The 11,890-nt window shown below is 41.9% G+C and carries 13 protein-coding genes and 2 pseudogenes; 9 read left to right on the plus strand and 6 right to left on the minus strand.

Going from position 1 to position 11,890, the window contains the following annotated elements:
- The first annotated feature begins 252 nt into the window (after nucleotides 1-252).
- From HWQ38_RS06315 to HWQ38_RS06325, 3 genes are all read left to right on the plus strand, one after another.
- Nucleotides 253-1,656 (plus strand): Rieske 2Fe-2S domain-containing protein, encoded by a 1,404-nt coding sequence (locus tag HWQ38_RS06315; protein WP_292791213.1) that lies wholly within the window; start codon nucleotides 253-255, stop codon nucleotides 1,654-1,656.
- A 22-nt stretch (nucleotides 1,657-1,678) separates the two neighbouring features.
- Nucleotides 1,679-2,173 carry an SDR family NAD(P)-dependent oxidoreductase gene (locus tag HWQ38_RS06320; protein WP_292791216.1) on the plus strand — a complete coding sequence of 165 codons (495 nt, stop codon included), beginning with the start codon at nucleotides 1,679-1,681 and terminating at the stop codon, nucleotides 2,171-2,173.
- Between the two features lie 106 nt (nucleotides 2,174-2,279).
- Entirely contained in the window at nucleotides 2,280-2,414 is a 135-nt protein-coding gene (locus tag HWQ38_RS06325; protein WP_292791221.1) for a hypothetical protein, read from the plus strand.
- Here HWQ38_RS06325 and HWQ38_RS06330 read toward each other — a convergent pair.
- The gene (locus HWQ38_RS06330) at nucleotides 2,411-2,980 is read right to left on the minus strand and encodes a TetR/AcrR family transcriptional regulator (protein ID WP_190965003.1); all 570 of its coding nucleotides are present in this window, start codon (nucleotides 2,978-2,980) and stop codon (nucleotides 2,411-2,413) included. The two genes, HWQ38_RS06325 and HWQ38_RS06330, sit on opposite strands and share 4 nt — an antisense overlap.
- A 153-nt stretch (nucleotides 2,981-3,133) precedes the next feature.
- On the opposite strand from HWQ38_RS06330, the gene HWQ38_RS06335 reads away from it, so the two are divergent.
- The 4 genes and pseudogenes from HWQ38_RS06335 to HWQ38_RS06350 all read left to right on the plus strand — a co-directional run.
- Nucleotides 3,134-3,751 (plus strand): glutathione S-transferase family protein, encoded by a 618-nt coding sequence (locus HWQ38_RS06335; RefSeq protein ID WP_094344691.1) that lies wholly within the window; start codon nucleotides 3,134-3,136, stop codon nucleotides 3,749-3,751.
- A 9-nt stretch (nucleotides 3,752-3,760) separates the two neighbouring features.
- The gene (locus HWQ38_RS06340; RefSeq protein WP_094344690.1) at nucleotides 3,761-4,357 is read left to right on the plus strand and encodes a pyridoxamine 5'-phosphate oxidase family protein; all 597 of its coding nucleotides are present in this window, start codon (nucleotides 3,761-3,763) and stop codon (nucleotides 4,355-4,357) included.
- Between the two features lie 255 nt (nucleotides 4,358-4,612).
- Nucleotides 4,613-5,464: a DNA polymerase IV gene (gene dinB / locus HWQ38_RS06345; protein WP_292791231.1), complete on the plus strand. Its 852-nt coding sequence runs from the start codon at nucleotides 4,613-4,615 to the stop codon at nucleotides 5,462-5,464.
- Nucleotides 5,463-5,675 (plus strand): annotated as a pseudogene (locus tag HWQ38_RS06350) (DNA polymerase IV); the annotation flags it as partial. The gene dinB and the pseudogene HWQ38_RS06350, both read left to right, overlap by 2 nt.
- On the opposite strand, the gene HWQ38_RS06355 reads toward HWQ38_RS06350, so the two are convergent.
- Nucleotides 5,646-5,849: a CopG family transcriptional regulator gene (locus HWQ38_RS06355; RefSeq protein WP_292791234.1), complete on the minus strand. Its 204-nt coding sequence runs from the start codon at nucleotides 5,847-5,849 to the stop codon at nucleotides 5,646-5,648. The pseudogene HWQ38_RS06350 and the gene HWQ38_RS06355 overlap by 30 nt on opposite strands.
- Before the next feature lie 769 nt (nucleotides 5,850-6,618).
- Here HWQ38_RS06355 and HWQ38_RS06360 point away from each other — a divergent pair.
- Nucleotides 6,619-8,550, plus strand: a complete 1,932-nt coding sequence (locus tag HWQ38_RS06360) for a S9 family peptidase (RefSeq protein WP_292791236.1) — start codon at nucleotides 6,619-6,621, stop codon at nucleotides 8,548-8,550.
- A gap of 621 nt (nucleotides 8,551-9,171) precedes the next feature.
- Nucleotides 9,172-9,972 carry an isopentenyl phosphate kinase gene (locus HWQ38_RS06365; RefSeq protein ID WP_292791239.1) on the plus strand — a complete coding sequence of 267 codons (801 nt, stop codon included), beginning with the start codon at nucleotides 9,172-9,174 and terminating at the stop codon, nucleotides 9,970-9,972.
- 113 nt (nucleotides 9,973-10,085) lie between these two features.
- On the opposite strand, the gene HWQ38_RS06370 is transcribed toward HWQ38_RS06365, so the two are convergent.
- The 4 genes and pseudogenes from HWQ38_RS06370 to HWQ38_RS06385 form a co-directional block, all read right to left on the minus strand.
- Nucleotides 10,086-10,259 (minus strand): hypothetical protein, encoded by a 174-nt coding sequence (locus HWQ38_RS06370; protein ID WP_292791242.1) that lies wholly within the window; start codon nucleotides 10,257-10,259, stop codon nucleotides 10,086-10,088.
- A 19-nt stretch (nucleotides 10,260-10,278) separates the two neighbouring features.
- Nucleotides 10,279-10,914 (minus strand): DNA cytosine methyltransferase, encoded by a 636-nt coding sequence (locus HWQ38_RS06375; RefSeq protein WP_292791245.1) that lies wholly within the window; start codon nucleotides 10,912-10,914, stop codon nucleotides 10,279-10,281.
- Nucleotides 10,915-10,943: 29 nt separating this feature from the next.
- Nucleotides 10,944-11,453, minus strand: coding sequence for a DNA cytosine methyltransferase (locus HWQ38_RS06380; RefSeq protein WP_292791248.1), 510 nt, complete (start codon nucleotides 11,451-11,453; stop codon nucleotides 10,944-10,946).
- Between the two features lie 228 nt (nucleotides 11,454-11,681).
- A pseudogene (locus tag HWQ38_RS06385) lies at nucleotides 11,682-11,890 on the minus strand (phage Gp37/Gp68 family protein); the annotation flags it as partial.

An 11,890-nucleotide genomic window follows, 5' to 3' on the forward strand; every position in this document is an offset into this window, starting at 1 on the left:
CAGCGTATACTGAGAGAGCTTTTTTACCATCTCTCTGACTTTTCAAACAGCCTCTTAGCGAATGGAAAAAGTTTTTGCCAAAAAGCTAGGGCTTTTGCTCTATAAGGAGAACTAAGTTCTTAATTTTGGATAAAGTCGAGCTTAGTGGCTATTCATAAAATCATTTATGGAAATGCGATCGCCATACAGCCAATGTTCATACTAGCTAAAATAAATCTTAGAGTAGGCAATAAAAATTAATAAACATCAAAAATGTTTGAGAAAGAAGTCAATGTCAGAGATAGTTTTCACTCAAAACAGCCTGGGGGCGGCAGCGATCCGAATAGTTTTGATTGTAAAGAAACATGGTATCCCATCCATTACCTAGAGGACTTAGACAAATCAAAACCAACGCCTTTTACAGTGCTGGGAAGAAATATTGTAATTTGGTGGGATAGACTTGCCCAATCTTGGAGAAGCTTTGAAGACCAGTGTCCTCATCGTTTAGCACCGTTGTCTGAAGGCAGGATTAGTGACGATGGGCTTTTGGAATGTCCCTATCACGGTTGGGCTTTTGCTGGAGATGGAAATTGTCAAAGGATTCCTCAACAAGTCAAAGGTGGAACAGCAGAGATATCAAAACGAGCTTGCGTGGCATCATTACCAATTATTGAAAAGCAAGGACTACTGTTTGTATACGTTGGTGAATATGAAAATGCTGCCAAAACCGAAGTCCCAATAATTGAACCATTAGAAGAATCTCCTGAAGGATGGGTTGTAATTAATACATTTAGAGATGTACCTTATGATGCATTAACACTATTAGAAAATATACTAGACCCTAGCCACATATCGTTTACACATCATAAAACGGTAGGAAATAGGGCAAATGCAGCACCTTTGGAACTTGAAGTGATTGAATCTGGGAAACATGGATTCAAAGGGATTTGGAAACAAGGTTTGAAACCAGGGCAATCAGGAGATTTGTCTACAACCTTCGTCGCTCCAAGTTTAATGTGGCATGACATCAACTCCCAGCGTGGTAGAATTCTAACCGTTGTTTATGCTACACCCATACGTAAAGGAGAATGTCGTGTATTTGCACGTTTTCCTTTTAAGTTTCCTGATAAACTTCCAGGTTGGTTTATTAAGCTCAGACCGCGTTGGTATTACCACATTGGACAAAATGGTGTTTTAGAAGACGATCAAATTTTTCTCCACTATCAAGAAAGGTATCTTGAAGCTAAAGGAGGTAGCCCTAACTTTACTAAAGCCTTTTACCTTCCAACCAAAGCAGATAGTTTTGTATTTGAATTGCGTCAGTGGGTAAACCAATATAATGCTGAACCATTTGGCAAAGAGACTTTTTCTCCCCCATTGGCAAAGTCCGTGCTTCTGGAGAGGTATCATTCTCATACGGAAAAATGTGCCAGTTGTAGCTCGGCGCTTTCTATTATTGAGCGATTGAGATTTGGGAGTGGAGTTGCAACAGTATTTACTTTGGCTTGGACTCCAATGCTTTTTTTATTTTTTCAGACAACATCAGTTGTAGTAGTTGTGATTGAAACTCTAGCTCCCTTAATTTTTGCACTAGCATGGCTCGGACTAAGTAAGTTAGTTATTCAGTTTTATGATGGACGAACCTTACCTCCACGAAACCGACCCGAAAAAAACTGAAATCTAATAATACCAGAAATATATGAGTAAGCTCATCCTAATTACAGGCATAAGTAAAGGTCTAGGTTATGCGATGACCGAGGGTTTTATTCAACAGGGGCATACTGTTATTGGTTGCGCCCGTTCATCAGATGTTATTGATAAAATACGCCAAAAGTTTAGTGCTACCAACGATTTCACATCTGTAGATGTAGCAAATGAACAGCTTGTAAAAAAATGGGCACTAGACGTACTTCAAAAATATTCACCGCCAGATATAGTAATTAATAATGCGGCAATTACCAATTATCCAGCGCCTTTGTGGGAAATACCATCTGAAGAATTTTCGGATCTAATAGATATCAATATCAAAGGAGTAGCGAATATAATTCGCCATTTCGTACCAGCAATGGTAAAAAACAAACGGGGCATTATTGTCAACTTTAGTTCTGGCTGGGGACGTTCGACTTCACCCCAAGTTGCACCATACTGCGCTTCTAAGTGGGCAATAGAAGGATTAAACTCAAGTCGCAAGTGACAAGTCGCAAGTCGCAAGTAAGTTTTGTAACGGGGATTTAGACCCCGCCTAACATACTTGCGGTTTGATAGAAGCCGGGGAGTTTGAGAGTTCTTCACTTGCGACTTTGTTAACTCGTTCTTTGGCACAAGAATTGCCGAATGGTATGGCAGCTATACCCCTTAATCCAGGGATTATTCATACAGATATGCTCTCTATTAGTTTTGGAAAATATGCCCAGCATCCAGCGTGTCAGTATTAATCGTCTTTTTGTAGCCCTGGCTTTGGAGTACAAAGTTGTCTAGGTAGTTGTTGAATAACACGCATAAAAGGAGATGGATCATTCAACCCTTGTGACAAAATTAAGGAACCTTGAATAGCAATCACTGCATCTTCCCCTCGATATTTGGCGAGTTCTTCATCCATACCACTTTCGATTAAAACATTAGCAATCGCATTAATCCAGATACAGAATAAAGCATTAACTCTAGTGTGAAAGATATCACGGGCTGAACCCATTAATAAAATGGCAGACATACAGGGTTGGTGTCCTCCTTCATAAAGTTCGCTCAGGCGATCGCACATCCTCTGTAATCGTGTTAGCGCATCACCTTGGGAGGTAAGTGCTGTCAAGATGTTTTGGGCTAACCACTGTTGAAGAAAATCTAGCACTGTCTCAACCATTTCATCTTTACCGCCAGGAAAGTGATGATAAAGGCTGGCTTTCCCAAGCCCAGTAGCTTCAGAAATTTTAGATAGAGTTGCGCCATCATACCCGAATTGGCGAAACAGCCGTATGAGATATGGAATATATGTTTCTTTGGGCATTGTAAGAGTTGAGAAAAATAGATATTGACATTATACCGAACGAACGGTACAATAATTGTATACCGAACGAACGGTACAAAAATGAGACAGGAAGTGCCACTTAATTTCTGTGATTAAACTTGTTCGTTCTTACCTCATCTGAAGGATTAATCTATGATTCAGCTTTACGGTTACGAACTCTCTGGCAACAGCTATAAAGTAAAACTAATGTTGTCGCTATTAGGCTTAGATTACGAATGGGTAAAAGTTGATTTGCCTAGAGGAGCGCACAAACAGCCAGAATTTTTAGCACTCAATTCTTTTGGTCAAGTGCCAGTTTTGGTTGATGGAAATACTATATTGGCAGATGCTCAAGCAATTCTAGTTTATTTAGCTAGACAGTATGGCACAGAAGGGTGGTTGCCTTTGGAGCCAGAGCCGATGAGTCGTGTAATTCGCTGGTTATCTACAACTGCGGGAGAAGTTCGGCTTGGCCCTGAATCGGCACGTTTATATCACCTGTTTAAAGCTACTGACATCAATCTAGAACGAGTAAATCAAAAATCAGAGTTTATCCTCACACAACTTAATAATCATCTAGCAGAAGGTGAATGGCTAGAGTTGGGACATCCTACGATTGCCGATGTTGCTGTATTTCCATACATCGCCCTCGCCAACGATGGTAAGATTTCTCTCGAACCCTATGCTCATGTTCAAGCCTGGATTGAACGGCTCAAGCATCTCCCCGGTTTTATTGGAATGATTGGTATTGAAGAACCTGCTAGAGTTTAGGAGCGCACTATGCCACGCAAATTTGGAGAAATTGCTTTTACTCCTGAAGTTGAAGCCGCGCAGTCACAACGGGGATCACGGCAAACCTATGAACGCTACATTGCCAACGGGCCTGCCAATGATTCAATTACACTAGAAATTGCCGAATTTATTGCTCATTTGGATGGGTTTTATTTGGGAACAGTCAGTTCCAATGGCTATCCCTATATCCAGTTTCGTGGAGGAGCGCCCGGTTTCCTGAAAGTGTTGAATGAGAAAACCCTGGGATTCGCCGATTTTTCTGGGAATGTGCAGTACATTACCGTAGGCAACCTTGAAGGAGAAGCAAAAGCATTTCTGTTCCTGATGGATTACCGCCAACGCAGACGTATCAAAGTTTGGGGTAAGGCAGAATATGTTGAAGGAGATAGTGCTTTAATTGAGCGACTTCGCATCCCTGGCTATCCAGCAAAAGTTGAGCGAGCTATTCTATTTCATGTCGAAGCTTTGAGTGAGAATTGTTCTCAACACATACCTATCCGCTATTCTGCTACCGAGGTTGAAGCTATGATGGCTCCCCTTGTGGCTCGAATTGAAGAGTTAGAACAGAAATTCGTTGGGGAATAATGCAGATATGGTATTTGAACCAAGTAGTGCTAATGTACTACAAGACTGGTAATAAAAGCGTTGCTGAATCGAGGTATGAATTTTGGATATAGAAACGTAAAATTTTACGTCTCTACAAGGATTTTCACCACAAAGCACAATCGTTTTCATACCGCAATCAGCAACGCCATAATATAGTATTTTACTAAGCACCGGTTAGCCTAACTTTCTAATGCTTCACTCTGCTTTCAAGTGAGAAAGATAGTTCACGTAGACATGGATGCCTTTTACGCATCGGTAGAGCAGAGGGACAACCCTAGCTACCGAGGCAAACCGTTAGTCGTCGGTGGTAGCCCGAATCAGCGAGGCGTAGTTGCAGCCGCCAGTTATGAAGCGAGGAAGTTTGGCATTTATTCCGCGATGCCGTCAGTAACAGCTTTTGCAAAATGCCCTGGGCTTATCTTTGTCAGACCAAGATTCGACGTTTACCGAGAGATTTCTACTGCAATCCACGCTATCTTTAAACGCTACAGTGATTTAGTGGAAGGAGTTGCACTAGATGAAGCATATTTGGACGTTACAGAGAATAGGCAAAACATCCCCTACGCTTCTACGATCGCAAGACATATCAAAACTGCAATTTTCCAGGAAACTCAGTTGACGGCAACTGCGGGTGTGTCGATTAACAAGTTTCTTGCAAAAATGGCATCCGGTCAAAATAAGCCGAATGGACTAACGGTGATTTTACCAGAGCAAGCGATCGCCTTTGTAGAACAGCTAGCGATTGAGAAGTTCCACGGTATAGGAGAAGTTACGGCGGCTAAGATGCACTCACTGGGGATTCATAGTGGTGCAGATTTGAAGGGGCGAACTCTTTCTGAGTTAACACACTACTTTGGTAAAGCAGGTCAGTATTACTATAAAATTGCCAGGGCAGAAGATGACCGCTCAGTTGAGGCAAATCGGGTTCGTAAGTCAATTGGTGCAGAAACCTCATTTGCTAGAGACTTAAGCGATATCAGCCAGATGTTGCAAGAACTCGAACAAATTGCCCAATCTTTGAGAGCAACGGTTAGAGCAGCACGAAACACGAGGCCGCACATTAACGTTAAAAGTCAAGTTTTCTGACTATCACCAGCTAACCCGCAGTAAGACAATGCTTGCTCCCATTAGTGAACTCTCTACGATTTTTGAGATAGCCAAAACACTATTTTTATCAATTGAACTGGAGAATCGTAGTGTCAGATTGTTGGGGATTTCGTTGTCTAACCTTGATAACGCCAAACAAACCCAAGCGATTCAATTGCCATTATTTCAGAATGGGAACATCATATTTTAGGGTAGGTGTAGTCTGTTCAGACGCTGATAACTCGGTTATGGAGAGAGAGCGAATCAACTCCCGAATCACATCAGTTGCAGGTCTACCTGTCATTGCACAATATCCTTCAAGTTTTTCGCTTTCAACTGATGCGAGATTTATTGTGATTCGTTTGATAGCCCATTTTTTGTTCATAACTTGCAATATTTATCAAATTTAATGAATTATCTAGACTTGAAATGCCAAGTGCAATACTTAACAAATATATAGATGTTAACCACAGCATACTTGCCGTAAAACTATTATTAGCACATCCCTCCCCAGAGTATTTACTTGTATCCCAAAACTTCACTGATAAATCATTTATATGAACTTTAGAACATTTGAAAGGAGCTTGTATTTTTGGTAAATATTGTTAAGCAAAGCATAATTGGAGTGAGCCTTGCAAGAGGCGTATAATCAGCAAGTATTGCCAATTAAATTTAGTAAACCTTCTCTTCATACAATTGCATCTAATATTCATTTGCTCTTTACCCAAAGGTAAAGTTGACTAACTACTCTGGATATAGACTTTGATTCAAGCACTATATTTAACTCTATAACTTAACGAAACCTTAATGCCTCTAGAAAATTTTTTAGTAGCATTAAGGTTTAATGATTTTAAACAAGTGCTGTAAAGGATCTGAACTACTTATGAGCATAAATGCTCTAAATGACGTAGTAGATTTGACTGGAGTAAGGATAGTGCTGCTGATAATCGGAAAATAAGTTTTTTGTTAGTGATAGGTTGTGCGAATAATTTGGTTGTGTGAAACAGTTGTTATATTAAAGAACTTTTTAATTACGTAGCTTGCTGCTACCTTGTGGCTAGGATTACGAATTACGGATTAGTATAAGTGGGTGTGCCAGAGTTTTGCCTCTACAGACAATGTATGATTCTTGGGAACAGGGAGCAGAATAAAGCGTGATCAAAGCAGAAGTAGCGTCTTACGGATGTTGGCGATCGCCGATAACAACAGACTTAATTACTGCAAGTACAATTGGGTTGGGACAAATTGCCCTCTGTGGCGAAGAGATTTACTGGAGTGAGCTACGACCGTCAGAGTCAGGTAGAAATGTCATAGTGCGGCGGGGTGCAGATGGTAAAATCGAGTCCCTCACGCCTAGTGGCTTTAATGTGCGTACTCGTGTGCATGAATATGGTGGCAGTTCCTTCCTTGTGGTGAATGGCACTGTTTACTTTTCCAACTTTATTGACCAACGCCTATATTGTCACCAGAGCGATCAAGAGCCGCAAGCCATCACCCCAAAAGCTGCCACACGCTATGCAGACGGTGTTTTTGATCGTCAAAACAACCGAATTATTTGTGTGTATGAAGATCACACAGATGTGACAAAGGAGGCGAGTAATAGTTTAGTCGGCGTGGAACTAGACGGAGATCATAAAATCCAACTATTAGTATCTGGAAATGACTTTTATGCTTCGCCTCGCCTTAGCCCGGATGGTTCACGTTTAGCTTGGCTGACTTGGAACCATCCTAATATGCCTTGGGATGGGACTGAACTATGGGTTGGGGAATTAAAGGCAGATGGTTCTTTGGGAAATACTCAAAAAATTGCTGGGGATTTAGATGAGTCTATTTTTCAGCCACAGTGGTCGCCAGATGGTAAGTTGTATTTTGTTTCTGACCGTACAGGTTGGTGGAATATATATCGTTGGCAAGATGAAAATGTAGAAGCGCTAACTCAAATGGAAGCAGAATTTGGTCAGCCGCAATGGAATTTTGGGATGTCCACTTATGCTTTTGGGTCTGCTAACCAGATTATTTGTACTTATACCCAGCAAGGCATTTGGTATTTAGCAAGCCTTGATACACTAACACGTCAGTTAGAACTAATAAATACGCCCTACACAGATATTAGTTCTCTCCACGCGACCTCTAACCAGGTGGTTTTTCGTGGAAGCTCGCCAACTCAATTAGCAGCAATTGTCCGTTTGGATCTGACAACTAAAGAGCTAGAAGTACTACGGTGTTCTAGTGATGTAACTATTGATGCTGGTTATCTTTCTTTACCTGAAGCTATCGAGTACGAAACATCTGATGGCAAAACAGCATACGCCCTTTTCTACTCACCTCGAAACCGTGACTATACGGCTCCTGAGACTGAAAAACCGCCCTTGATTGTCAAAAGTCACGGTGGCCCCACCGCAGCAACTTCTAGTAGCCTCAATTTTAGCATTCAGTATTGGACTAGCCGAGGAATAGCGGTTTTGGATGTAAATTATGGTGGCAGTACAGGGTACGGGCGGGAGTATCGGCAACGCCTGGATGGGAACTGGGGAATTGTAGATGTGGATGATTGTGTTTTTGGTGCGCGTTACTTGGTGTCACGGGGAGATGTAGACGGCGCTCGTCTAACCATTTCCGGCGGGAGTGCAGGTGGTTACACAACGCTTTGTGCCTTAACTTTCCGAGATACTTTTAAAGCAGGAGCCAGCTATTTTGGTGTCAGTGATTTGGAAGCTTTAGTTCGGGACACACATAAGTTTGAATCCCGGTACTTGGATCGTCTGGTTGGCCCTTATCCACAACAGCGTCAGATTTATCAACAGCGCTCGCCAATTAACTTTAGTGAGCGTCTAGCCTGCCCAATGATTTTTTTCCAGGGATTAGAAGATCGAGTAGTTCCGCCCAATCAAACTGAAGCAATGGTTACAGCGCTAAGAACAAAAGGTGTACCTGTGGCTTATGTTGCTTTTGAGGGTGAAGAACATGGTTTCCGCAAAGCCGCAAACATCAAGCGTTCTTTGTCAGCAGAACTTTACTTTTATTCACGAATTTTCAATTTTGAAATTGCCCAACCAGTTGAGCCTGTAGTCATTGAAAACTTTTAGCTCCAACTTAACAAGGCGATCGCCGCCATTGTAGTAGTTTGCAGTGCTTCACGACAGGCTTGACCGCAATACTGCTCGCTTTGTGCATTTTTAACTCGGCATTGGGTTTAGGGTAAAGGTTAAACAGCGAATAATAGCTGAACATGAAAATTCAAGTATAAATTTTATCAAGTAATTTGAGGTTCAATCAAAGAGTTAAAGATAGAACCACAAAAATTATCGGGAAAGGCAGAGGGCAGGAGGCAGAAGGCAGAAGGCAGAAGGCAGAAGGCAGAAGGGAATTCTGCTTCCTGTCCACAGAGAGTGACCGGACCGAACTTGGGTTTAAGACAAGAACACTGAACTCTTGTTCAGTCGCTCCAAGACAGTACGGTGTTGAATCCCCTTCTGACTTGATCCTTCTGCCCTCTGCCCTCAGCATAAGTGCCTTCTTCAACCCAACTTCCAGCTATCCATCGGCAACACAGATGCAACACAATTTCTGCATTATTTTGTAACTAAACTTTACTGTTTACTTTCATGTATTTTGTTAAATTGTGTTGAAATTACTAGTAATTTTGATTTTTTTATTTAGGATTATTTTCTGATAAACTTGTATTTTTCCTCATTTAATATTTGATTATGGAATTAGTATTAGTGAAGCTAGGAGGTTCCTTAATTACTGACAAGGATAAACCTTATACTGCTCGAAGAGAAGTTATAACACAACTGGTTGAGCAAGTGAGCCTAATCAAACATGAAAATCCTAATCTGAAACTGATTATTGGTAACGGTGCTGGTTCTTTTGCCCACCAATCAGCGAATAAATATAATACAATTAATGGTTTTTCATGTGATGAAGAAAAACTAGGGTTTTGCTTAGTTCACCAAGATGCTTTAGATTTAAATTTCCTCCTAGCTAAAAGTTTTTTACAAGCATGTTTACCAGTGGTAAGTTTGCCACCTATTACTATGATAATCACTCATAATAAGAAACTGTTGAAGAGTGACTTTAGTGTAATAGAAAGTAGTCTACAAGCAGGTTTGATTCCTTTAATTTTTGGTGATGTCGTTCTAGATAAAGCTATTGGTGGTACTGTCCTCTCGACAGATGCAATGCTTGCAGAACTAGCGAAATACTTCTATCTTCAAGGTAAGTTTAAAATTCGACTAATAAATGTTGGGAATTATGCAGGTGTATATGATCAAGATGGGCAAGTAGTTTCCAATATTACTCAAGCTAACTATTCTCAGATTAAACCTTTCTTGGACAAGAGCAAATCAGTAGATGTTACTGGTGGGATGGCTAAGAAAGTTGAGGAGTTTTTGATTATTTCTAGTTTAGGGATTGACTGCTGGATAATTGATGGGAATATCCCAGGGAATTTAGCCTCTTCAGTTTTAGGTACGCCAACTCTAGGCACTTTGATTAGGCCATTTTAACTAAAATGATTTCAAAACTGTTGGTAGTTAATCCGAATTACTTACCCTTAATCTTTTTGAGATAACTCATTGAGAAAGGCAGAGGGCAGTTCTTGCTGAAGGCAGCTATGAATCTATCCCACTAATAAATTTCGGCTCTCCCAGATGTGAACTCTCGCTAAGGAAAGAAAGCCATTAAAGCAGGCGGAAGGCGGAAATTCGCTCTCACCGCACAACCTCTGTGCTTCTTCTTTTCTGTCCCCTGCTTGTTGGTTGTCCTCTTCCTTACCTGTAGCAACACATTTCAAGTGAGTTGCTCTCGGTTTGTCATAAAAATGCTCCTGATAATTGTTTCTGTATGTGAGTAAATAACTGCGCGGCAAAACTGGGTGGTACAGAGTAGCCAATGATTGACCCAGCCGTAGCAGTCTCTTTTGGGAACTCATACCAAGACGGAAAACCTTGTAAAATTGCAGCCCCCTCAACAGACAAAGACTTGACTGTACCATCAGGCAACCAGATATCAGCGAACTTACTACGGTTGCAACCTTTGTGATCTGTGAAATGCGATCGCAGAATGGTATTGCAAGGTAAATGCCCAGGCTCGTACTTCAGTCCGTTGCGCCCTCCAACTCTCTCTAGTAGCAATGGTGTTGGTTCGTTAGCCGTCAGAAATTGTTCTACCGCTTGCTGTTGTTTGGGGAGTAGTTGAGAATCGGTCATCATAGGAATGAGATGAGCAATGGCATCGTACCAACCTATTGGTTTTCTGTAAGCGGGTAAAGCAACGCCAAAACCTCTACTTGCAATCAGGACTAACCGCCGACGCGCCTGGGGCAACCCAAAGTCAGCCATGTTGACCACGCTGTAATTGACCGAGTATCCCTCTTGCTCCAAAGCATCCAGGATGATACTAAAACTCTGACTGTTCTGATAGCATGGGACATTTTCGAGAGTAAACACCCGTGGCTGTAACTGTCGGATGGCTTCTGCTACTGCGATAGCGAAGCGCCGACCTGTCGGTTCGCTGCACTCAGATCATCAGCCGTTTCAATACCCTTACCCGCTTTGGCTGTGTGAGCTTGACTGAAGTTGGCACACACTGGGGAGGCATGGAGGTAATCGGGGCGGCGGGGAAAACCTATGAATCCTAACCGTGCTATTTCTTGGACTGTTAGCTGGACGACTCTACACCCATATTCCCTGAAATTGCGGTGATGGGTTTTGGCGATCGCCCTGCTCAAGTCTGGTTTTGTGGGGTCGAACTCTACTGCAATGACCGGACGAATCCCGGCTTGCACCATCCCCGCTTCAATCCCGCCGCCACCAGCGAAAAGTACTACAGCGATCGGTGCATCATCTGGTAAAACTGGTTTTAATTTTGTGTTATCAAAATTTTTGCAGACATCTAATTTTGGTGATGACTTTTTGGATTTCGCTTTTTTGATAAAGGCGATGATATTCTCTCGTGTTGCCCTCTCTTGTTGCAGTGTCCGAATCATTGGAACAGCGCTAGGGGGAATTGAACCTATACTTTTGCCTTTCCATGCCCCGTTTATCTTCTCTTTCCAATTGAATGCCCATCACCAATGAAAGGGATTATTCGGGTCACGTTCACCAATCACACGGGGATAAGAAACAGTCTCTCCATCAAGTAGCTTTTTAGTTTAAAACCCTACAAAAAACTTTTCCTTCCCCCGCCTGTGAAAAACAGTGTGGGGGATTTGCTTTTATTCTCGTACCGGAACAGGAAATTCCCTAACCTGTAATTCTTGTGGAAACTCTTCAATGTCTCCCCCTTTTTTGTCGCGGGTTTTAAATCGCTGTCCCCCAAATATTGCATTCGCCCCCAACTGCTTCACAAACACAGGTGTTTTAGCTACCTGACACTGTTGGACAATTGATTCGAGCCATTCGATGTGGCATGGTCTGGAATTTG

Origin of the sequence: Nostoc sp. NMS7, assembly GCF_017115085.1 — a bacterium.
Taxonomy (GTDB): domain Bacteria; phylum Cyanobacteriota; class Cyanobacteriia; order Cyanobacteriales; family Nostocaceae; genus Nostoc.